Genomic DNA, 22,198 nt, shown 5'->3' on the forward strand with positions numbered 1-22,198 from the left:
CCGAAAAGGGACTTTCGCAAAGAGAACCCATAGATGGAAATTTTCAACCACAACGCCAACGTCAACTTCCTGGGCATGCGCCGCCTCAGCATCGGCATCGCCGTGCTGCTGGTGCTGGCCTCGCTGGCGCTGATCTTCACCCGCGGCCTCAACTACGGCCTGGACTTCACCGGCGGCGTGCTGGTGGAGGTGCAGTACCAGCAGCCGGCGGACGTGGGGCAGGTGCGCGAGGCGCTGGCCCAGGGCGGCATGGAAACCGCCGTGGTGCAGAGCCTGGGCGGCACCCGCGACATGTCCATCCGCATGCAGCCCACGCCCGCGATGCGCGACGTGGACGGCAAGGTGGACCTGGACCGGGTGGCCGCCGTGATCGGCAAGGCGTTGCAGGCCTCGCGCCCAGACGCGGTGCTGAAGAGCCGCTCCTCGGTCAGTTCCCAGGTCGGCGCGGAACTGCGCAGCGACGGCAGCATCGCCGCGGTGTTCGTGATCCTCGGCATCGGCATCTACCTGTGGGTGCGCTTCGAGCGCCGCTTCGCCATCGCGGCGATCGTCACCGAGGTGCACGACGTGCTGGTGACGCTGGGCGTGATCGCGCTGGTGCAGCGCGAGTTCGACCTCACCGTGCTGGCCTCGGTGCTGGCGGTGATCGGCTACTCGATCAACGACAAGGTGGTGGTGTTCGACCGCATCCGCGAGCTGTTCCGCCTGGCCCGCAAGGCCGAGCCGGAGGAAGTGCTCAACCGCTCGATCAACAACACGCTGTCGCGAACCATCATCACCTCGCTGTTCACCGGCATCACCATGCTGGCGCTCTACCTGATCGGCGGCCCGGTGGTCCACGGCTTCGCCATCACCATGCTGATCGGCATCGTGGTGGGCACGCTGTCCTCGATCTTCGTGGCGAGCCCGATCCTGCTGTGGCTGGGCGTGTCCAAGCAGGACCTGATGCCGCGCAGCAAGGAAGACCCGGAGCTGGCGCGGCGCCCCTGAGGCGCTTCGCCGCAGGACAGCGAACGCAAGCACCATCACGGGCCGCACAAGCGGCCCGTTTTTTTACCCGCCGCCGCGACACTTTGTTGACGGCATTTGCCGAATAGTCGTCTTGCGTTGGATCAATTCCGGGGGGCGTGCAGGGGCGGGCGCAATGTCGCAGGCGAGCTTCACGGTGAAGCGCCTTCACTAACATTTAAGCGTTGGCCGTCGAAGCGACTCGGCTCCGGCGACTTCCTTCCCGCCCATGATTCGTCCGCCGGCGTCAGCCGTGCAGCGACAGAGGTTAGCCATGTCCACCCTGGATGCACTTCATCTGGCGCGATTGCAGTTCGCGTTCACCGTTTCCTTCCACATCATTTTCCCGGCCATCAGCATCGGCCTGGCGAGCTTCCTCGCCGTGCTCGAGGGGCTGTGGCTGAAGACCGGCAAGCCGGTCTACCGCGAGCTGTTCTTCTTCTGGTCGAAGATCTTCGCCGTCGGCTTCGGCATGGGCGTGGTGTCGGGCGTGGTGATGAGCTACGAGTTCGGCACCAACTGGTCGGGCTTCTCCAACTTCGCCGGCGCGATCACCGGCCCGCTGCTCACCTACGAGGTGCTGACGGCGTTCTTCCTGGAGGCCGGCTTTCTCGGCATCATGCTGTTCGGCTGGCACAAGGTGGGCCCCAAGGCGCACTTCTTCGCCACCCTGATGGTGGCCATCGGCACACTGATCTCGACCTTCTGGATCCTCTCCTCCAACAGCTGGATGCAGACCCCGCAGGGCTTCGCCATCGAGAACGGCAAGGTGATCCCGGTGGACTGGCTGAAGATCGTGTTCAACCCGTCCTTCCCCTACCGCCTCGCCCACATGGCGATCGCCGCCTTCATCGTGGCCGGCTTCCTGGTCGCCGCCTGCGGCGCCTGGCACCTGCTCAAGGGGCGCCGCGACGAGGGCGTGAAGAAGACCTTCTCGATGGCGCTGTGGATCCTGCTGCTGCTTACCCCGATCCAGATCATCGTGGGCGACGCGCACGGCCTGAACACGCGCGAGCACCAGCCGGCCAAGATCGCCGCGATCGAGGGCCTGTGGGAGACCGAGAAGGGCGGCACCGCGCTCAACCTCGTCGGCTGGCCCGACATGGAAGCGGAGGAGACCAAGTACGCGGTGAAGATTCCGCACCTGGGCAGCCTGATCCTGGCCCACAGCTGGGACGGCGAGATCAAGGGCCTGAAGGAGTTCGCGCCGGAAGACCGCCCCTATTCGCCCATCGTGTTCTGGTCGTTCCGCGTGATGGCGGGCCTGGGCATGCTGATGCTGCTGATGTCGCTGCTGGGCGTGCTGCTGCGCCGCGGGCAGAAGCTCTATGAGGCGCGCTGGTTCCAGCGTTTCGTGCTGTGCATGGGCCCGTCCGGCCTGGTGGCGCTGCTGGCCGGCTGGATCACCACCGAGGTGGGCCGCCAGCCGTGGGTGGTGTACGGCGTGATGCGCACCGCCGACGGCGTGGCGCCGCTGAGCGCGCAGCAGCTCGGCACCTCGCTGCTGATCTTCGTGGTGATCTACTTCGCGGTGTTCGGCACCGGCATCTACTACATGCTCAAGCTGATGCGCAAAGGCCCGCAGCTCGAAGGCGAGGACGTGAGCCACGCCGACGCGCACGGCGGGCACGAGGCCGTTGCGGCCGGCCATCCGGCGCTGGAGCACCGCATGCTGATCTCGCGCCCCAACGACGCCATCGACGACTGAGGATCCACACATGCATATCGATCTACCTATCGTCTGGGCGGCGATCATTGCGCTGGGCGTGTTCATCTACGTGCTGCTCGACGGCTTCGATCTTGGCATCGGCCTGCTGTTCCCGTTCTTCGACGACGACCGCGAGCGGCAGTTGATGATCAACACCGTCGCCCCCGTGTGGGACGGCAACGAGACCTGGATGGTGCTCGGCGGCGCGGGCCTGTACGCCGCCTTCCCGGTGGTCTACTCGACCCTGCTGCCAGCCACCTACCTGCCGCTGATCTTCATGCTGGCCGGCCTGATCTTCCGCGGCGTGGCCTTCGAGCTGCGTTCCAAGGCGACGCGTACGCGCCATCTGTGGGACATCGCCTTCATGGGCGGCTCGGCTCTGGCCACCTTCTGCCAGGGCATGGTGGTGGGCACGCTGCTGCAGGGCATCCACATCGTCGACGAGCGCTTCGCCGGTGGCGAGTTCGACTGGGTCTCGCCGTTCAGCCTGTTCTGCGGCCTGGGCCTCCTGGTCACCTACGCCACGCTGGGCTGCGGCTGGCTGATCATGAAGGTCGAGGGCGAGCTGCAGCGCAAGATGTTCGCGCTGATGAAGCCGCTGGCGGCGGTGCTGCTGGGCGTGATCGGCGTGGTCAGCCTGTGGACCGTGCTCGGCCAGCCGAGCGTGGCCGCGCGCTGGTTCGGCCCGCTGTTCTACGCCTTCCTGCCGGTGCCGGTGCTGGTGCTGGCCTGCGTGTGGGGCGTGTTCCGCGCGGTGCGCCTGCGCCATGAGTACCAGCCGTTCCTGCTCACCCTGGGCCTGCTGTTCCTCGGCTTCAGCGGCCTGGTGATCAGCATCTTCCCGAACATCATCCCGCCGTCGCTGGACATCTGGTCGGCCTCCTCACCGCACACCAGCCAGCTGTTCGCGCTGGTGGGCGTGGCCATCGTGCTGCCGGTCATCCTGTGCTACAGCGCCATGTCGTACTGGGTGTTCCGCGGCAAGGTGCGCCACGACGACCCGGGGTACCACTGATGAGCGCGCCGGCCGGACCTTCGCGCTGGCGCAAGGCCGGCTGGTTCGTGCTGCTGTGGATCGGTGGCGTGGTGGCGGCGATCGTGCTGGCCGCCGTGTTCAAGGTGCTGATGCTGGGCGCGGTGAAGCAGTAGCGATCCGCCGTCCGCGACGCCGGCGCAAGAAGGGCTGCCCTCGGGCGGCCCTTTTTGCGTCCGGCGCTCAATATCCGCCCCGTGCGGCCGTTACAACGGTCCGGATGGGAGTACAGGTACGGGGGCGGACGTCCGCATGCTTATCGTGATCGGTTTTTTGCTGGTGCTGGCCTGCGTGTTCGGCGGCTTTTTGCTGGCGCACGGCCAGGCGCTGGCGCTGTGGCAGCCCTACGAGCTGATGATCATCGGCGGCGGCGCGCTGGGCGCCTTCCTGAGCGCCACGCCGGGCAAGGTCGTGCGCCAGGTGCTGCGCGAGGCGCTCGGCCTCCTCAAGGGGCCGGCCTACCGCAAGCAGGACTACGTGGACCTGCTGGCGCTGCTCTACGGCATCTTCGGCGTGATGCGCAAGGAAGGCGTGCTGGGCCTGGAGGCGCACATCGAGGACCCGGCCGCGAGCAGGCTGTTCTCCGCCTACCCGCGGCTGCTCAAGGACCAGCACCTGGTCGAGTTCATCACCGACTGCCTGCGCCTGATCGTCGGCGGCAGCATCAACCCGCACGAGCTCGAGCAACTGCTCGACGTGGAACTGGAGGCGCACCGCGAGGAGGCCGAGGCGCCGGCGCTGGCGGTGATGAAGGTGGCCGACTCGCTGCCCGGCTTCGGCATCGTGGCGGCGGTGCTCGGCATCGTCACCACCATGTCGCAGCTCGACGGCGACACCAGCCGCATCGGCGAGCACATCGCCGGCGCGCTGGTGGGCACCTTCCTCGGCATCCTGCTCTGCTACGGCTTCGTCGGCCCGCTGGCGGCGGCGATGGAGAGCCGCGTGCAGGAGGATGGCCGCGCCTACGAATGCGTGAAGGTGGCGCTGCTCGCCAGCCTGCGCGGCTACAACCCGAAGGTGGCGGTGGAGTTCGCCCGCAAGTCGCTCTCGGCGCAGCAGCGGCCGAGCTTCCAGGACCTGGAGGCGCACCTGGACGGCGCCCGGGCGGGCGCATGAGCGCAGGCGGCAAGGAGGGCGGCGAGCCGCCACTGATCGTGGTGCGCCGCGCGCGGCGGTCGCGCCGCGGCGGGCATCACGGCGGCGCGTGGAAGGTGGCCTATGCCGACTTCGTCACCGCGATGATGGCCTTCTTCCTGGTGATGTGGCTGCTCGGCGTGGGCACCCGCGAGCAGCGTGCGGCGATCTCCGAATACTTCAAGAACCCCAGCATGACGCCGGGCCAGTCCACCGTGGCGCCGCCGGGCAGGATGGGGCCGGGCGGCGCCAGCGACAGCCTGATCCAGCTCAACGGCGCGATGAGCCCGCCGCGCGGGCCGGGGCAGGACACCCGCAACGCCGTGGCCGCCGCGAGGGAGCGCCGCGAGGTCGAGAAAGAGGCGCGCCAGCGGGAGCGCACGCGGCTGGAGGAGCTGATGCAGCAGCTCAAGGCGGCGATCCAGCACAGCCAGGCGCTGGCGCCGTTCAAGGACCAGCTGCTGCTCGACATCACCCCGGAAGGGCTGCGCATCCAGGTGGTGGACAAGCTCAACCGCCCGATGTTCGACCTCGGCAGCGCGCAGCTCAAGCCCTACACGGCCGAGATCCTGCACGAGCTGGCCGGCTTCATCGCCAGCGTGCCGAACAAGATCAGCCTCTCCGGCCACACCGACGACGCGCCCTACGGCGGCGGCCGCGGCTACGGCAACTGGGAACTCTCGGCCGACCGCGCCAACGCGGCGCGCCGCGCGCTGCTCGACGGCGGCCTGCGCGACGACAAGGTGGCGCGGGTGGTGGGCCTGGCCGCCTCGGTGCCGTTCGACAAGGCGCACCCGGGCGACCCGGTGAACCGCCGCATCAGCATCATCGTGATGACCCGCCAGGCGGAGGATGCGGCGTTGTCGCAGGAGCTGGTGCGGGCAGACGCGCCGGCGGCCGGCCTGCCGACGCCGCCCGCCATCCGTCCGGCCGATGCCGGGCCGGCTTCGCCGGCGCCCGAGGCCGGTCCGCCGGGGCTGCCGCCCGCCTCGCCCTGATCCGCGCCGGCTGTTGTAGCGCGCCTTGCGCGCGACCCGGCCCGTCACCGTGATGGTCGGTCGCGCGCAAGGCGCGCTCCTTACAATTTGGTGGGGTTCAATGCGCCGGCGCGCGCAGCCGGGCATCCAGTGCACGCAGGCGCTCGACCGTGCCCACGTCGGTCCACTCGCCGCGATGGTGCGTGCCTGCGACTTCGCCCCGCGCCATCGCCGCGCGCAGCAGCGGTACCGTGCTGAAGCGCGGTCGCGCGCCGCCCTCGGCGGCCCGGTTGCCGAGCACCTCGCGCCAGCCGTCCAGCAGTTCGCGCCGGTACACGCCGATGCCGGCGAAGGTGAGCTTCGGCTCGCCCTCGCCGTGCACGCGGCCGTGCGGGTCGAGATGGAAGTCGCCGCCGGGATGCTGGGGCGGGTTGTCCACCAGCAGCAGGTGGGCGAGGTCGGCCGGTTCGGCGGGCAGGGCGGCGAAGTCGGCGTCGGTCCACACGTCGCCGTTGACGGCGAGGAAGGGCTCGGGGCCGAGCAGGGGCAGGGCGTTGAGCAGGCCGCCGCCGGTTTCCAGCGGCGTCGGGCCTTCGTAGGCGTAGCGGATGCGCAGGCCCCAGCGGCTGCCGTCGCCCAGCGTGTCGGGGAACTGCTCGGCCAGGTGCGAGGTGTTGATCACCACGTAGTGCACGCCGATGGCGGCGAGTTTCTCCAGGTGCCAGGCGATCAGCGGCTTGCCGCCCACCTCGAGCAGCGGCTTGGGCGTGCGCTCGGTGAGCGGGCGCATGCGCTCGCCGAGGCCGGCGGCGAAGATCAGGGCGTGCCTCATGCGAGGTCGGGCCGGCCGAGGTCGCGGCCGGCCACGCGCCGCTTCAGCAGTTCGACGAAGGCGCCCAGCTCGTGGTGGCGGCTGGCCACGCGGACCACGTAGTCGTACACGCGCGGCAGGTCGGCCAGGTAGCCGAGCTTGCCGTCGCGGTAGTACAGGCGGCAGAAGAGGCCGAGCACCTTGATGTGGCGCTGCAGGCCGGCGAGGTCGAACCAGCGCATGAAGCGCGCGTGGTCCACTTCGGTGCCGATCAGGTGGGTGGCCTTCAGGCGCAGCCGGTAGCTCTCGACCCAGCCGTCGATACGTTCCTCGTCCCAGGCGACGTAGGCGTCGCGCAGCAGCGAGGCGAGGTCGTAGGTGAGCGGCCCGACCAACGCACCCTGGAAGTCGATGATGCCCGGGCCGCCGCGCTCCAGCACCAGCAGGTTGCGGCTGTGGTAGTCGCGGTGCACGAAGCCCTGCGGCTGTTCCAGCGCGTTGTCCAGCAGCACGCGGAAGGCGGCCTCCAGCACGTCCCACTCGCCGGCGTCCGGCAGCCGGCCGAGGTGCCGGCCGAGGAACCACTCCGGCATGATCTCCAGCTCGCGGCTGAGGAAGGCGTAGTCGTAGGGCGGCAGGCCGCGCACGTCCGCGTGCGCCTGCATGCGCAGCAGCGCGTCCATGGCCTCGCCGTAGAGGCGGTCCGCGCTGTGGGCGTCGAGCGCGGACAGGTACAGCCGCGAACCCAGGTCCTCGATCAGCAGGAAGCCTTGTTCCAGGTCCTGCGCGTAGATCGCCGGCACGTGCAGCCCGGCGGCGGCCAGGCGCGCGCCGATCTCCACCCACGGGCGCGGGTCCTCCTGCGCGGGCGGGGAGTCCATCACGATCAGGCTGCGGCCCTGGCTGGCGCCGCGCCAGTAGCTGCGGAAGCTGGCGTCGCTGGAGGCCGGCTCGAGGGCCAGCGCCGGGTCGCCGGTGGCGGTGCGGGCCCAGGCCAGGCGGGCCGTGGCGCGTTCGTTGGCAGCTTGCATGCGGTCGGGAGCGGGGACGATACGATCAAGCTTAGTACGACGGCCGAAGCCCCGTCATGCCGGTCTGGCCGCTGTCCGGCAGGCCGCGCGCCGGATGGGCGGCAGTGCCGCGAGGCCGGGCGTGCGTCGGGGGCCGGGGGCCTCGCCGGCGGCGCGGACATGTGCGCATCGGCATCGGCATCGGTGTCGCGGATCGCACATTCCTTCAGGGCGTCGCGCGGGGTCTTTCCGGGGCTTGGTCCGCGACCCGGTTATAGCTGTGATGACAAGCATTGGCGCAGCCTCGCAGGATGTTGCGTGGTGATTTGTCGCATCGGCTCGACAGTCGTTAGGTAAATGTGGTGATCTCGCTATCGAGACGTTGACAAGTTTGGCCGTCCATTTCGCGGCCGGGCTTGCTCATGGGGCGCCTTGAATCCTGCGTTTTTCCAGTCATGGAACGAGTCCGATCGGCGGAGCAAGGCCGGTCGCGGGCGCGTGCGCCTTCGTGTCCGCGAGTGCGAAGCGCCGGTGAGGAGCCGCCCCGTGCCGGCGGCGCCGGGGCGCAGGGCGCGGCAAGGCATCGGAACAACCGTCCTGGGTTGGACAAGCGAGACGACCCGTCCGGGCCAGCGTGGGGACGCGGCGGATGGGGACGGGGCAGGCGGTCGGACGAACCTGCCCAAGAGGCGCGGAGCGCTCCGGAGGGAATCGGGTGTTCGTGCCATGGCCGTCCAGACGGCCAGTCGAAACTGGTGAACAGAACGCTTGCGAGGGGAATTTTTGAATGCCTGGTTTCAGTGGAATCAACGTGGTGGGGAGCGAGATGAAGAAACGTCCGACTTTTTCGCAGTTGTCGGCGGCGGTGCTGCTGGCGCTGTCGCAGTGGGCCGTCGCGGGGAGCGCGCTGGCGGATGACAAGGCCGACGTGGCGGCCGACCCGAAGAAGACCAGCAACATGCAGACGGTGACGGTGACCACCGGCACGCACTCGAGCGAGCGCACCGCCAGCACCTCGCTGGCACCGGTGGACGTGCTCTCCGCCGAGGCGCTCAAGAGCACCGGTGCCACCGACGTGGCCACCGCGCTGTCGCGCCTGGAGCCGTCGCTGAACTTCCCGCTCTACGCGGGCTCGGACGCCTCCGGCTCGCAGCGCCCGATGTCCATGCGCGGCCTGTCGCCGGACCTGGTGCTGGTGCTGGTGGACGGCAAGCGCTACCACACCCCTTCCTACATCAACACCAGCGGCCAGGGCTACGGCACCGCGCCGGTGGACTTCCAGACCCTGCCGCTGTCGGCGGTGGACCACATCGAGGTGCTGCGCGACGGCGCCGCCGCGCTGTACGGCTCCGACGCCATCGCCGGCGTGGTCAACGTGGTGCTGAAGAAGGGCGCCAAGGGCGGCGCGCTCGACTTCACCGGCGGCCAGTACAGCGCCGGCGACGGCCGCAAGTACCTCGGTTCGGCCAACTTCGGCCTGCCGCTGGGCGACAAGGGCTGGGTGCGCTTCGACGCCGAGAAGGGCTACGACGGCCGCATCAGCCGCAGCCAGCCGAACATCTTCGCGCCCGAGATCGGCTCGCCGGGCCAGGGCAGCACGCCGAGCGTGCAGCACAAGAGCTTCAACCTCAACGGCAGCTACAACATCACCTCGAACCTCGAACTGTACTTCATGGCGGTGAACACCTGGCGCGACAGCGTGGCCAAGATGAACTACCGCTACCCCTACCTGCGCTACCGGGACTACAGCAGCAGGCAGATCGGCTCCCCGGCCAACGGCTACGTGGGCTACCCGGAGTGGGCGCTGTACCCGCAGGGCTACAACCCGGCGCTGGAGAACAAGACCCAGGACAACGAACTGGTGCTCGGCCTGCGCGGCGAGATCGGCGACGGCTGGCGCTGGGACGTGGGCGCCAACTATGGCCGCAACAAGCTCTCCATGTACACCGTGGGCAGCATCAACCGCGCCTACTACCAGGACTTCGGCACCAACCCCAACGGCGGCGACTTCTACGACGGCACCTTCCGCAACAAGCAGCAGGTGCTGACGGCCGACATCACCAAGGACTTCAGCCTCTCCTGGCTGCCCAACTCGGTGACGTTGGCCTTCGGCGCCCAGTACCTGCGCGAGACCTATAGCCTGGATGCGGGCGACGTGGCCTCCTACTACGCCACCACCACCCGCGGCACCGCGCCCAACTCGGGCGTGCCACAGGCCGGCGCCCAGGGCTACTCGGGCTACAGCCCGCAGTCGGCCGGTGACTGGGGCCGCCACAGCGTGGCCGGCTACGTGAGCCTGGAGACCAACCTCACCGACAAGCTGGGCGTATCGCTGGCCGGCCGCCACGAGAAGTACTCCGACTTCGGACGCACCACCAACGGCGCGCTGTCGCTGCGCTACGACTTCACCGACAACTTCGCGCTGCGCGGGTCGGTGTCCTCGGGCTTCAAGGCGCCGTCGCTGGCGCAGTCCTACTACTCGGTGGTGGTGTCCACCAGCTACACGGTGGAGCAGGGCGTGCCGGTGGCCGGCCTCTACAACGGCGGCATCTTCCCGGTCACCAACGCGCTGGCGCAGACCCTGGGCGCGCGGCCGCTCAAGCCCGAGAAGTCGAACAACTACTCCCTCGGCATGGTGTGGAGCCCGATCGACAACCTCAACCTGACCCTGGACGTGTACCAGATCGACATCAGCGACCGCATCACGCTATCCGGCTCGATCCCCACGGTGTCGGCGAGCTACCCGGGCTACAGCAGCTACATCCAGAACATCCTGGCCCAGCACGGCGACTACGCCAGCTACGCCTCGGTGCAGTACATGATGAACGGCTTCGACACCCGCACCCGCGGCGCGGACCTGGTGGCCGACTACGACTACGCCTTCGCCAACGGCGGCAACCTGCGCAGCACGCTGAGCTTCAACGTCACCGGCAACAAGGTCACCGGCTACAACTCCATCCCGCCGAGCCTGGCGGCGGTGCAGGCGCAGTTCCCCAACGTGCCCTTGACCAGCCGGCTGTATTCGCGTTCCCTTATCAAAGGGGTGTACGAACACGGCGGGCCGAACAGCAAGCTGGTTCTCAACGAGAACTACAGCCAGGGGCCCTGGTCGTTCAACGCCACGCTGACCCGTTACGGCGCGGTGACCCGCTACGCCGATGCCGGCCACGCGGGCAGGACGACCACGCCGCTGTATCCGAACGGACTCAACACCACGTTCGACCAGCGCTATGGCGCGCGCTGGCTGCTGGACCTGGCGGCCACGTACAACCACGACCGCTGGAGCTTCACGCTGGGCGCGGACAACGTGTTCAACACCTACCCGGAGAAGAACAGCTACTACAACAACCAGACCAACCAGATGCCGTACCCGACCATGTCGCCGTTCGGCTTCTTCGGCGCCTACGTGTATGGCAAGGTGGGCTACCACTGGTAAGGGGGGCGACAGCAGTATCGTTCCAGCGCAGCCCCGGCCCTGCCGGGGCTGCTTCAACACAAAAAGGGGTTCAAAAGTGGCACGTTTGAAACGGGGCGCATGTTGATGGGTACGGATGGCTGTCGTTCGATGACGCGCCGCGACCTGCTGAGGATGATCGGCGTCACGGCAGGCAGCGCGGCGATGTACCAGGCGATGAGCAGCCTGGGTTTTGCGGCGGAATCCACCTTCCGCCAGCCGGCCGGATTGCAGGGCGCGCCCAAGGGCGCCTCGGTACTGGTCCTCGGCGCCGGCATCGCCGGCATGGTGGCGGCCTACGAGCTGCGCAAGGCCGGCTACAAGGTGCAGGTGCTCGAGTACAACGCCCGCGCCGGCGGCCGCAACTGGACCATCCACAGCGGCGATACCTATACCGAGCTGGGCGGCTTCACCCAGCACTGCAAGTTCGATCCGGGCCTGTACATCAACCCCGGTCCGTGGCGGCTCCCCTACCACCACCACGGCATCCTCCATTACTGCAAGGTGCTCGGCGTACCGCTCGAGGCCTTCGTGCAGGTCAACTACAACGCCTACGTGCACAGCAGCAAGGCGTTCGGCGGCAAGCCGCAGCGCTTCCGCAACATGCGCGCGGACTACCACGGCCACGTGGCCGAGCTGCTCGCCAAGGCCACCAACACCCGCAAGCTCGACCAGCTGGTCGACAAGGAAGACCAGGAGAAGCTGCTCGCCTCGCTGCGCGAGTGGGGCGCGCTCGACAAGAACTACGCCTACGTGAAGGGCGAGACCAGCAGCAACCGCCGCGGCTACGAGAAGGAGCCGGGCGGCGGCCTCACCGCGCGGCCGGTGACATCCGAGCCGATGTCCTTCAAGGACGTGCTCGGCTCGGGCCTGTGGGCGATGCTGCCGGTGGGCGACAACTACGAGATGCAGACCACGCTGTTCCAGCCGGTGGGCGGCATGGGGCAGATCGGCCAGGCCTTCGCGCGTGAGCTGGGGCCGCTGATCCGCTACAACGCCAAGGTCATCGACATCCACCAGGACGAGAGCGGCGTCACCGCCACCTACGAGGACACCACCAAGCCGGGCAGCAAGCTCACCGCCCGCGCCGACTGGTGCGTGAACACCATCCCGCTCTCCATCCTCGGCCAGATCCCGATGAACGTGGGCCAGCCGATGGTGGACGCGATCAACGCGGTGCCGTACGCGGCCTCGATCAAGGTCGGCCTGCAGTTCAAGCGCCGCTTCTGGGAAGAGGACGAGCACATCTACGGCGGCATCAGCTACACCGACCTGCCGATCACCAACATCAGCTACCCGAGCACCGGCTACCACAGCCGCGGCAAGGGCGTGCTGCTGGGCGCCTACATCTGGGGCCTGGACGCAATGGAGTTCACCGCCATGCCGCCCGAGGAGCGCGTGCAGCGGGCGGTGGAGTACGGCAGCCAGATCCACCCGCAGTACAAGCAGGAGTTCGACAACGGCGTGGCCATGGCCTGGCACCGCTCGCCCTTCACCCTGGGCTGCTTCGGCCTGTGGTCGGAGGAGGCGCGCGCCAAGCACTACGACAACCTGTGCGCGGTCGACGGGCGCATCGTGCTCGCCGGCGAGCATGCGTCGTATATTCCTGCCTGGCAGGAGGGTGCGGTGACTTCCGCGCTGGACGCCATCGGCCGGCTGCACCAGCGCGCGCTCGCGGGAGGGGCCAAGGCATGAAGACGAACCGTTCACTCGCAGGGCGTGCCGCGCTGGCGCTCGGCCTGGCGTTCGGCCTCGGCGCGGCCGGGGCGGCGCAGGCGGACAGCGCCGGCATCTACAACGCCTCCACCCTCAAGACCGCCAACGGCGAGCAGATCTACACCCACATCTGCCAGGGCTGCCACATGCCCGACGGCAAGGGCGCGGTGGGCGCGGGGCGCTACCCCAACTTCGCCGGCAACCCGGCGGTGGTCTCCGCGCCGTACCTGGCGCTCACCGTGCTGCACGGGCGCCGCGACATGCCCGCCTTCGCCGAGCGCCCGGGTACGGGCGGCAAGGCCTTCGGCATCGTCACGCTGACCGACGAGCAGGTGGCGAGCGTGGTCAACTACATCCGCTCGCACTTCGGCAACAGCTACACGGACAGCATCAGCACGGCGGACGTCACGGCGGACGTCACGGCGCTGCGCCAGCCGCCGCACTGACCGCCGCACCGGCCGGTTTCCACCCCCAACCCACACAAGGAATTTCCCATGCGCAAGCTCGCCTTCCCCGCCCTCTCGCTGCTGATGCTCGCGCCGCTCGCCGCCGGCGCGGCGGACGTGACCCGCTACAAGATCCCCAACAGCAAGTACCCGATCGCCGCCGCCGTCGAAGTGCCGGCGGGCAAGGCCGTGGTCTACCTGAGCGGCCAGATGGCCTCCATGCCGAAGGACGCCAAGGGCGCCAACGCCCCGGCCGAGGTGCTCGACACCAAGGCGCAGACCGTCGGCGCGCTCAACAACATCAAGAAGCAGCTGGAAGCCATGCACCTCACCATGGGTGACGTGGTGAAGATGCAGGTGTTCCTGGTGGCCGACAAGAACAAGGAAGGCAAGCTCGACTTCGCCGGCTTCATGGAAGGCTACAGCCAGTTCTTCGGCACCAAGGAACAGCCCAACCTGCCGTCGCGCTCGGCCATGCAGGTGGCCGCGCTGGTGAACCCGTCGGCGCTGGTGGAGATCGAGGTGATGGCGGTTCGTCCGTAAGCCTCGCCTGATCGCGGCGGCGGAGCGCGGCCTGGCCTGCGCTTCGCCACCTGACGCCCTCTCCCCGCCGGGGAGAGGGTTGGGGTGAGGGGACGCGGTCGCCATGCCCCAGCTTCGGGCGAGCTTCATCGCGAGCACCGGTTTCTCACCCCGGTCTTCTCTTCGCTCTTCAAAGCCGGCGCCATCCATGGCGCCCCCGCGTGCTCTGGAGGGGAGAGGAAGCAAAGCTCGTACTTCCCCCGAAGCGCTGCTGCCAAAGTCGAAATACGGCCCTCCTGCAGCGGCGCATTTCATCCCCTCCGATCGGCGCAGCCGCGCTCCGCAGCGTGTACGCTTGCCGCTTTGGCCTGCATCGGATCGCGCAATGGACCTTTCCCCAGACCCCCACCTCGGCGTCATCGGCCTGGGCTACGTGGGGTTGCCGCTGGCGGTGGAGTTCGGCCGCCATTTCGACACCGTCGGCTTCGACATCCAGATCGCCCGCGTGGCCGAGCTGCGCGAAGGGCGCGACCATACGCTGGAGACGTCGGCCGAGCAGCTTGCCGCCGCCACGCGCCTGCGCTTCAGCGACCGGGTGGAAGACCTCGCCGGCTGCAATGTCTATATCGTCACCGTGCCCACGCCGATCGACGAGGCGCAGCGGCCGGACCTCAAGCCCTTGGAAGCGGCCTGCCGCATGCTGGGCGGCCTGCTCAAGCGCGGCGACGTGGTGGTGTTCGAGTCCACCGTGTATCCCGGCACCACCGAGGAGGTGTGCGTGCCGATCCTGGAGGCCGGCTCGGGGCTGGCCTTCAATACCGATTTCTTCTGCGGCTACAGCCCGGAGCGCATCAACCCGGGCGAGCACGCGCGCCGCGTCACCGATATCGTCAAGCTCACCTCCGGCTCCACGCCCGAGACGGCCGAGCGGGTGGACGCGCTCTACCGCACCATCATCCGCGCCGGCACGCACAAGACCTCCTCGATCCGCGTGGCCGAGTCGGCCAAGGTGATCGAGAACGTGCAGCGCGACGTCAACATCGCCCTGGTCAACGAGCTGGCGCTGATCTTCCACCGCCTGGGGATAGACACCGAGGAAGTGCTGGCCGCCGCCGGCACCAAGTGGAACTTCCTGCGCTTCCGGCCCGGCCTGGTGGGCGGGCACTGCATCGGCGTGGACCCGTACTACCTCACCCACAAGGCCGAGGTCACCGGCTACCACCCGGAGCTGATCCTGGCCGCGCGGCGCATCAACAGCCGCATGGGCACCTACGTGGCCGACCGGGTGATCCGCCTGATGAGCGAGCGGCGCCTGCACATCGTGGACGCGCGCGTGCTGGTGCTCGGCTTCGCCTTCAAGGAGAACTGCCCGGACCTGCGCAACACGCGCGTGGTGGACATCGTGCGCGAGCTGGAATCCTCGCGCGCGCAGGTGGACGTGTACGACCCGTGGATCGACGCGGGCGAGGCCGAGCGCGAGTACCGCGTGCGGCCGGTCGCCGAGATCCCCGCGGGCGTCTACGACGCCGTGATCGTGGCGGTGGCCCACCGCGAGTTCGAGCGGTGGGGGCCCGAAAAAATCCGCGCCTACGGCAAGCCGGGCGCGGTCTTGTACGACGTGAAGTCGGTGCTGCCGCAGGACGCGGTGGACGGGCGCCTGTAGCGCGCCGCATGCCTCCCGCCGCGGATGGGGCGAAGCCTTGCGGTGGCGCTCCATCCCATCCGGCCCTCCCCGGCTACACGCCGGGGAGGGCCTTGTCGTCAGGACAGGTTGTAGCCGCGCTCCTCGTGCAGGGAGAGGTCGAGGCCGACCTGTTCCTGCTCCTCGGTGACGCGCAGGCCCAGCGTCCAGTCGATCAGCTTGAGCAGCACCAGGCTGAGCACGGCGCTCCACACCACGGTGAAGCCCACGCCCTTGGCCTGCACCCACAGCTGCGCCAGCGGCGAGCTCACGGTGCCGAAGCCGCCCAGCGCCGGCGAGGCCAGCGGGCCGGTGAGCAGGCCACCGAGGATGCCGGCCACGGCGTGCACGCCGAACACGTCGAGCGAGTCGTCGTAGCCCAGCTTGTGCTTGAGGCGGGTGGCGCTGAAGAAGCACACCACGCCGGCGACCAGGCCCAGCACCAGCGCGCCGCCGGGGCCGGCGGTGCCGGCGGCGGGCGTCACCGCGACCAGGCCGGCCACGGCGCCGGAGACGATGCCCAGCACGCTGGGGCGCCCGTGGGCGATCCACTCGGCCACCATCCAGCCCAGCGCGGCCGCGGCGGTGGCGATCTGCGTCACCAGCATGGCCATGCCGGCGCTGCCGTTGGCGGCCACGGCGGAGCCCGCGTTGAAGCCGAACCAGCCCAGCCACAGCAGGCTGCCGCCGATCATGGTGTAGCCCAGGTTGTGCGGGGGCATCGGCGTGGTGGGGTAGCCGCGGCGCTTGCCGATAACCAGGCAGGCGACCAGGCCGGCGATGCCGGCGTTGATGTGCACCACCGTGCCGCCGGCGAAGTCGAGCACGCCGAGGTCGCCCAGCAGCGAGCCCGGGCCGCTCCACACCATGTGCGCCATCGGCAGGTAGACCACGGTGAGCCACAGGCCGCTGAACCACAGCAGGGCGCTGAACTTCATGCGCTCGGCGAAGGCGCCCACGATCAGCGCGGGGGTGATGATCGCGAAGGTCATCTGGAACATCACGAACACGCTTTCGGGCACCGTGTTGTACAGCGAGTCGGGCTTGAGGCCCGCCAGCATCGCGCGGTCCAGCGCGCCCACGAAGGAGTGCAGGTTGATCTCGCCGGCGTGCATGCCGCTGGTGCTGAAGGCCAGCGAGTAGCCGTACGCCAGCCACAGCACCGTCACCAGGGCGGTGATGGCGAAGCACTGCATCAGCACGGAGAGCAGGTTCTTGGCCCGCACCATGCCGCCGTAGAACAGCGACAGGCCGGGAATGGTCATCAGCAGCACCAGCATCGCCGAGGTGAGCATCCAGGCGGTGTCGCCGCTGTTGAGCGTGGGCGCGGGCGCGGCGGTCTGGGCGAGGGCGGGCAGGGCGGCGAGACCGGCCAGGCCGGCGGCGCCGGCGAGGGCGAAAGGCTTACAGCGCATCGGCGTCGACCTCCTGCGTGCGGATGCGGATGACCTGCTCCAGCGGCGAGACGAAGATCTTGCCGTCGCCCACCTTGCCAGTGCGGGCCGCGCCGGTGATCGCCTCGACCACGCGCTCGACCTGGTCGTCGGTGACGGCCACCTCGATCTTCAGCTTGGGCAGGAAATCGACCACGTACTCGGCGCCGCGGTACAGCTCGGTGTGCCCGTGCTGGCGGCCGAAGCCCTTGACCTCGGTGACGGTCATGCCCTGCACGCCGGCCTCGGCCAGCGCTTCACGCACATCGTCGAGCGTGAATGGTTTGATCACGGCGGTAATCCACTTCATTACGACTCCCCTCTAAAAACGTCGGCGGATGCTGCGCTACAGCATCTTGCGTGCCAGCCGGCGCAGTCGGCCGCCAAGGCAGGCGCCAGGCGGTTTCCGGGGCCTTGCCGGTCACCGTATTGCATGGATGAGGTGCGCCGCTTGTTCGCTGGTGGTGCAATGGGAGGGCGTGCCCCCGGGGCTTCATTGACCGCCCCCGGCGCAATCTGTACCATTTTGGTCTGGATTAAGCCCGCCTCCTCCACCGCCCATGTTCCGCGTCAGCCGCCTCACCGATTACGCCACCGTGGTGATGACCTGCATCGCCGCGCACCCGGCGTCGGTGCTGAGCACCGCGCAGATCGCCGACGAGACGCACCTGGAGCTGCCCACCGTCAGCAAGCTGCTGAAGTCGCTCGGCCACGCCGGGCTGGTGGACTCCTTCCGCGGCGTCAACGGCGGTTACCGGCTGGCGCGGCCGGCCGAGGCGATCAGCCTGGCCGAGATCGTGGAGGCGATGGAAGGGCCGCTCGGCATGACCGAGTGCAGCGTGGCCGAGGGCCAGTGCGAGCGCGAGGGCCTGTGCAACGTGCGCGGCAGCTGGCGGCGCATCAACAGCGTGCTCGACGGCGCGCTGCGCACCATGAGCCTGGCCGACATGCTGCCCGCCCCGCGCCCGGCCGTCGCCACCGTGCCACTCACCGAATTGAAAGGCAGGACCGCACCATGAGCAGCGAACGCAGCGACGTGTCAGCCACGCTTCGCGACAACGCCGAGGTGGCGGAGGCGCTCGGCCGCCGCTACGAGGCCGGCTTCGTCACCGACATCGAAACCACCAGCCTGCCGCCGGGCCTGAGCGAGGACATCATCCGCCAGCTCTCCGCGATCAAGCAGGAGCCCGAGTGGATGACCGCATGGCGCCTTGCGGCCTACCGCCACTGGCTGACCATGCCGCAGCCGGACTGGGCCAAGCTCAGGCTCTCGCCCATCGACTACCAGGCCATCAGCTACTACGCCGCGCCCAAGGCCGGCCCCAAGTCGCTGGACGAGGTCGACCCCAAGCTCCTGGAAACCTACGACAAGCTCGGCGTGCCGCTGCACGAGCGCGCCAAGCTGGCGGGCGTGGCGGTGGACGCGGTGTTCGACTCCGTCTCCGTGGGCACCACCTTCCGCAAGGAGCTGGCCGAGGCCGGGGTAATCTTCTGCTCGATGAGCGAGGCGATCCGCGAGCACGGCGAGCTGGTGCAGAAGTACCTGGGCAGCGTGGTGCCGGCCGGCGACAACTTCTTTGCCGCGCTCAACTCGGCGGTGTTCTCCGACGGCTCCTTCGTGTTCGTGCCCAAGGGCGTGCGCTGCCCGATGGAGCTGTCCACCTACTTCCGCATCAACGCGATGAACACCGGCCAGTTCGAGCGCACCCTGATCGTGTGCGAGGACGACGCCTACGTCTCCTACCTGGAAGGCTGCACCGCGCCGATGCGCGACGAGAACCAGCTGCACGCGGCGGTGGTGGAGCTGGTGTGCCTGGAGCGCGCGCAGATCAAGTACTCCACGGTGCAGAACTGGTACCCCGGCGACGAGAACGGCGTCGGCGGCATCTACAACTTCGTGACCAAGCGCGGCGACTGCCGCGGCGCGGACTCCAAGATCTCCTGGACCCAGGTGGAGACCGGCTCGGCCATCACCTGGAAATACCCCAGCTGCGTGCTGCGCGGCGACCGCTCGGTGGGCGAGTTCTACTCCGTGGCGCTCACCCACCACCGCCAGCAGGCCGACACCGGTACCAAGATGATCCACATCGGCCGCGACACGCGCTCGAAGATCGTCTCCAAGGGCATCAGCGCCGGCCGCGGCCAGAACAGTTACCGCGGCCTGGTGAAGGTGGAGAAGGGCGCCGACAACGCGCGCAACTACACCCAGTGCGACAGTCTCCTGATCGGCAAGCAGTGCGGCGCCCACACCTTCCCCTACATGGAGGTGAAGAACCCCGGCGCCATCGTGGAGCACGAGGCCACCACCTCCAAGATCTCCGACGACCAGCTGTTCTACTGCCGCGCCCGCGGCATCGGCGAGGAAGACGCCGTGTCGATGATCGTGGACGGCTTCTGCAAGCAGGTGTTCAAGGAGCTGCCGATGGAGTTCGCGGTGGAGGCCAAGAAGCTGCTGGAAGTCTCGCTGGAAGGCGCAGTGGGATGAACGCGATGCGCCAGGCGCATTGGGATGCGGTGTACAGCGCGAAGAGCGAGGCGCAGACCAGCTGGTTTCGCCCGCACCTCGAAGCGTCGCTGCGCCTGATCGACGCGCTGGATCTGCCACGCGACCTGCCCGTGCTGGACGTCGGCGGCGGCCGCTCCACCCTGGTCGACGACCTGCTCGCGCGCGGCTTCACCGACGTGAGCGTGCTGGACCTCTCCGCCGTGGCGCTGGCCGAGGCGAAGCGGCACCTCGGCGCGCGGGCGCAGACCGTGCGCTGGATCGTCGGCGATGTCACCGAGGTCGCGCTGCCGGCCGCGCATTTCGCGCTGTGGCACGACCGTGCGACGTTCCATTTCCTCTCCGAGGCCGGCGACCGCGCGCGCTACGTGGCCTCGGCCGTGCGCGCCGTCCGCCCCGGTGGTTTCGCCGTCGTCGGCACGTTCGCCGCGGACGGGCCGGAGCGTTGCACCGGGCTGCCGGTCGTGCGTTATGACGCGCTTTCGCCGGCGGCCGTTTTCGCGCCGGCCTACGAGCCGGTGACCGAGCATCGCGACGTGCATCGCACGCCCTCGGGCAATGAGCAAGCTTTCACCTATGTCGTGCTCCGCCGCTGCGGCGGAGACGCCGGATTCCACTGAGTGACCACCATGCTGAAGATCGAAAACCTGCACGCCCGCGTCGAGGGCAAGGACATCCTCAAGGGCTTGAGCCTCACCGTGAAGCCGGGCGAGGTGCACGCCATCATGGGCCCCAACGGCGCCGGCAAGTCCACCCTGGGCAACGTGCTCTCCGGGCGCGAGGGCTACGAGGTCACCGCCGGCAGCGTCAGCTTCGAGGGCGTGGACCTGCTGGCGCTGGAGCCGGAGGAGCGTGCCGCCGCCGGCCTGTTCCTGGCCTTCCAGTACCCGGTGGAAATCCCGGGCGTGAACAACACCTACTTCCTGCGCGCCGCGCTCAATGCGCAGCGCAAGGCGCGCGGCGAGAAGGAACTGGACTCCATGCAGTTCCTCAAGCTGGTGCGCGAGAAGCTCAAGATCATGCAGATCTCCGACGAGCTCTTGCACCGCGCGGTGAACGAGGGTTTCTCCGGCGGCGAGAAGAAGCGCAACGAGATCTTCCAGATGGCGGTGCTGGAACCCAAGCTCGCCATCCTCGACGAGACCGACTCGGGCCTGGACATCGACGCGCTCAAGCAGGTGGCCGAGGGCGTCAACGCGCTGCGCTCGCCGGAGCGCTCGTTCCTGGTGGTCACCCACTACCAGCGCCTGCTCGATTACATCGTGCCCGACTACGTGCACGTGCTGGCCGGCGGGCGCATCGTGGAGAGCGGCGACAAGTCGCTGGCGCTCAAGCTGGAAGAGCATGGCTACGCCTGGATCGCCGAGCGCCACCCGGAGTTCGCCGGCCAGGCCCTGGTCGGAGAGCGGGCATGAGCGAGGCCGCGCGAACCCCGTTCGTCGAGTCGCTGCGCGAGGCCGCGGCGGCCGCCGCGCTGCCCGGCCGCGGCATCGGCTGGCTGGACGCCGCGCGGTGCGAGAATCTCGACGCCTTCCTCGCCGCGGGCCTGCCCGACACCCGCAACGAGGCGTGGAAGTACACCGCGCTGCGCGCGCTGGCACAGCGCCCGTTCGCGCTGGGCGACGCGCAGGCCGCCTCGCGCCCGGTCGAGGCGGCCGCGCTGGCGCTGGCGGGCATCGACGGCCCGGCGCTGGTGTTCGTCAACGGCGCCTTTCGCGCCGATCTCTCCCGGCTGGACGACCTGCCCGCGGGCCTCAGCCTCGAACCGCTGTCACAGGTGCTGGCCGGCGAGCCCGAGCCGCTGCGCTTCGCGCTGGCGCGGCTCTACCGCGACGGCGGCGAGGCCTTCGCCCGCCTCAACGCGGCGCTGGCCGGCGACGGCGCGGTGCTGCGCGTGGCGGCCGGCGCGAAGATCGCGCAGCCGGTGCGGCTGCTCATCGTCGGTGCGCCGGCGGAGGGCGAGCTGGCCTGGCACGCGCGCCACGTGGTCGAGCTGGGCGAGGGCGCGGAGCTGGAGCTGATCGAACAGCACCTCGCCACCGGCGAGCAGCGCCACCTCGGCACCCAGGTGTCCGACTTCGTGCTGCGCGAGGGCGCGCAGCTGCGCCACGTGCTGCTGCAGCGCGCGGCCGCCGGCGCCACCCTGGTCCGCCGCAGCGGCTACCGGCTGGAGGCGCGGGCGCAGGCCACGCTGCACGCGCTGGAGCTGGGCGGCGCGTTGGTGCGCCACGACCTGGCGGCGGAGCTTGCCGGCGACGGCGCGCGCTTCGTCACCCGCGGCGTGTTCATGCCCACGGGGCGCCAGCACATCGACACCCAGCTCGCGATCCGCCACCAGGCGCTCGGCACCGCCTCCGAATCCATCTGGCGCGGCGTGGCCGACCAGCGCGGGCGCGGCGTGTTCCGCGGCGCCATCGTGGTGGCGCCGGGCGCCGACGGCAGCGACGCCAGCCTCAGCAACAAGAACCTGCTGCTCTCCGGCCAGGCCGAGATCGACACCAAGCCGGAACTGGAGATCTACGCCGACGAGGTGAAGGCCGCGCACGGCGCCACCGTGGGCCAGCTCGACGAGCGCGCGCTGTTCTACCTGCGCTCGCGCGGCCTGCCGCAGACCCAGGCGCGGGCGCTGCTCACCGCCGCCTTCTGCCGCGCGGTGTTCGACGACCTGCCGGACGCCGCGCTGCGCGAGCACCTGGACACGCTGCTGATCGGCCAGCTGCCGTCGTAAGCCTCTCGCCCCTCCCGCCCGCCGGGAGGGCGCC

At 69.2% G+C, this 22,198-nt stretch carries 20 protein-coding genes; 16 read left to right on the plus strand and 4 right to left on the minus strand.

The features are described 5' to 3' along the window. The first annotated feature begins 33 nt into the window (after positions 1-33). From secF to motB, 6 genes are all read left to right on the plus strand, one after another. Positions 34-990: a protein translocase subunit SecF gene (gene secF, locus ACH65_RS07915; RefSeq protein WP_049622041.1), complete on the plus strand. Its 957-nt coding sequence runs from the start codon at positions 34-36 to the stop codon at positions 988-990. Between the two features lie 301 nt (positions 991-1,291). After that, on the plus strand, positions 1,292-2,716 hold the full coding sequence (locus ACH65_RS07920) for a cytochrome ubiquinol oxidase subunit I (RefSeq protein WP_425478274.1): 1,425 nt from the start codon (positions 1,292-1,294) through the stop codon (positions 2,714-2,716). A 10-nt stretch (positions 2,717-2,726) separates the two neighbouring features. Further along, complete coding sequence (gene cydB, locus ACH65_RS07925; RefSeq protein WP_049622043.1) at positions 2,727-3,731, plus strand: cytochrome d ubiquinol oxidase subunit II; 1,005 nt, start codon at positions 2,727-2,729, stop codon at positions 3,729-3,731. Next, positions 3,731-3,865, plus strand: a complete 135-nt coding sequence (locus ACH65_RS19755; RefSeq protein ID WP_153242520.1) for a DUF2474 family protein — start codon at positions 3,731-3,733, stop codon at positions 3,863-3,865. The genes cydB and ACH65_RS19755 overlap by 1 nt, the downstream gene beginning before the upstream one ends. Before the next feature lie 136 nt (positions 3,866-4,001). Beyond that, complete coding sequence (gene motA / locus ACH65_RS07930) at positions 4,002-4,865, plus strand: flagellar motor stator protein MotA (protein WP_049622044.1); 864 nt, start codon at positions 4,002-4,004, stop codon at positions 4,863-4,865. After that, positions 4,862-5,881, plus strand: a complete 1,020-nt coding sequence (motB, locus tag ACH65_RS07935) for a flagellar motor protein MotB (RefSeq protein WP_082190201.1) — start codon at positions 4,862-4,864, stop codon at positions 5,879-5,881. The genes motA and motB overlap by 4 nt, the downstream gene beginning before the upstream one ends. Positions 5,882-5,978: 97 nt before the next feature. Here motB and murU read toward each other — a convergent pair whose 3' ends face one another. Beyond that, positions 5,979-6,692: an N-acetylmuramate alpha-1-phosphate uridylyltransferase MurU gene (gene murU, locus ACH65_RS07940; RefSeq protein WP_049622045.1), complete on the minus strand. Its 714-nt coding sequence runs from the start codon at positions 6,690-6,692 to the stop codon at positions 5,979-5,981. Further along, positions 6,689-7,702, minus strand: a complete 1,014-nt coding sequence (locus tag ACH65_RS07945) for an aminoglycoside phosphotransferase family protein (protein WP_049622046.1) — start codon at positions 7,700-7,702, stop codon at positions 6,689-6,691. The genes murU and ACH65_RS07945 overlap by 4 nt, the downstream gene beginning before the upstream one ends. 805 nt (positions 7,703-8,507) lie before the next feature. Here ACH65_RS07945 and ACH65_RS07950 point away from each other — a divergent pair. The 5 genes from ACH65_RS07950 (at position 8,508) to ACH65_RS07970 (ending at position 15,482) form a co-directional block, all read left to right on the plus strand. Then, entirely contained in the window at positions 8,508-11,117 is a 2,610-nt protein-coding gene (locus ACH65_RS07950) for a TonB-dependent receptor plug domain-containing protein (RefSeq protein ID WP_049622047.1), read from the plus strand. A gap of 129 nt (positions 11,118-11,246) precedes the next feature. Then, complete coding sequence (locus ACH65_RS07955; RefSeq protein ID WP_153242521.1) at positions 11,247-12,830, plus strand: flavin monoamine oxidase family protein; 1,584 nt, start codon at positions 11,247-11,249, stop codon at positions 12,828-12,830. After that, positions 12,827-13,297 (plus strand): c-type cytochrome, encoded by a 471-nt coding sequence (locus ACH65_RS07960; RefSeq protein WP_053096208.1) that lies wholly within the window; start codon positions 12,827-12,829, stop codon positions 13,295-13,297. Before ACH65_RS07955 ends, ACH65_RS07960 begins: the two co-directional genes overlap by 4 nt. A gap of 48 nt (positions 13,298-13,345) precedes the next feature. Next, positions 13,346-13,840, plus strand: coding sequence for a RidA family protein (locus ACH65_RS07965; RefSeq protein WP_049622048.1), 495 nt, complete (start codon positions 13,346-13,348; stop codon positions 13,838-13,840). Between the two features lie 364 nt (positions 13,841-14,204). Next, positions 14,205-15,482, plus strand: coding sequence for a nucleotide sugar dehydrogenase (locus ACH65_RS07970; protein ID WP_049622049.1), 1,278 nt, complete (start codon positions 14,205-14,207; stop codon positions 15,480-15,482). Between the two features lie 98 nt (positions 15,483-15,580). Here ACH65_RS07970 and ACH65_RS07975 read toward each other — a convergent pair whose 3' ends face one another. Continuing rightward, positions 15,581-16,915 carry an ammonium transporter gene (locus ACH65_RS07975; RefSeq protein ID WP_049622050.1) on the minus strand — a complete coding sequence of 445 codons (1,335 nt, stop codon included), beginning with the start codon at positions 16,913-16,915 and terminating at the stop codon, positions 15,581-15,583. Next, positions 16,905-17,243 carry a P-II family nitrogen regulator gene (locus ACH65_RS07980; RefSeq protein WP_049622051.1) on the minus strand — a complete coding sequence of 113 codons (339 nt, stop codon included), beginning with the start codon at positions 17,241-17,243 and terminating at the stop codon, positions 16,905-16,907. The genes ACH65_RS07975 and ACH65_RS07980 overlap by 11 nt, the downstream gene beginning before the upstream one ends. Before the next feature lie 250 nt (positions 17,244-17,493). Between ACH65_RS07980 and ACH65_RS07985 the strand changes: the two genes are divergently transcribed. Genes ACH65_RS07985 through sufD form a run of 5 tightly spaced genes read left to right on the plus strand, consistent with a single transcriptional unit; the run spans position 17,494 to position 22,164 of the window. Then, positions 17,494-17,952 (plus strand): SUF system Fe-S cluster assembly regulator, encoded by a 459-nt coding sequence (locus ACH65_RS07985; RefSeq protein ID WP_049622052.1) that lies wholly within the window; start codon positions 17,494-17,496, stop codon positions 17,950-17,952. Continuing rightward, complete coding sequence (sufB, locus tag ACH65_RS07990; protein WP_049622053.1) at positions 17,949-19,418, plus strand: Fe-S cluster assembly protein SufB; 1,470 nt, start codon at positions 17,949-17,951, stop codon at positions 19,416-19,418. The genes ACH65_RS07985 and sufB overlap by 4 nt, the downstream gene beginning before the upstream one ends. Further along, entirely contained in the window at positions 19,415-20,056 is a 642-nt protein-coding gene (locus ACH65_RS07995; protein ID WP_049622054.1) for a class I SAM-dependent methyltransferase, read from the plus strand. The genes sufB and ACH65_RS07995 overlap by 4 nt, the downstream gene beginning before the upstream one ends. Further along, the gene (gene sufC, locus ACH65_RS08000) at positions 20,057-20,851 is read left to right on the plus strand and encodes a Fe-S cluster assembly ATPase SufC (protein ID WP_425478273.1); all 795 of its coding nucleotides are present in this window, start codon (positions 20,057-20,059) and stop codon (positions 20,849-20,851) included. Next, positions 20,848-22,164: a Fe-S cluster assembly protein SufD gene (gene sufD, locus ACH65_RS08005; RefSeq protein WP_049622055.1), complete on the plus strand. Its 1,317-nt coding sequence runs from the start codon at positions 20,848-20,850 to the stop codon at positions 22,162-22,164. Before sufC ends, sufD begins: the two co-directional genes overlap by 4 nt. Positions 22,165-22,198 lie beyond the last annotated feature (34 nt).

This window comes from Frateuria defendens, assembly GCF_001182895.1.
In the GTDB taxonomy this organism is placed as follows: Bacteria; Pseudomonadota; Gammaproteobacteria; order Xanthomonadales; family Rhodanobacteraceae; genus Frateuria_B; species Frateuria_B defendens.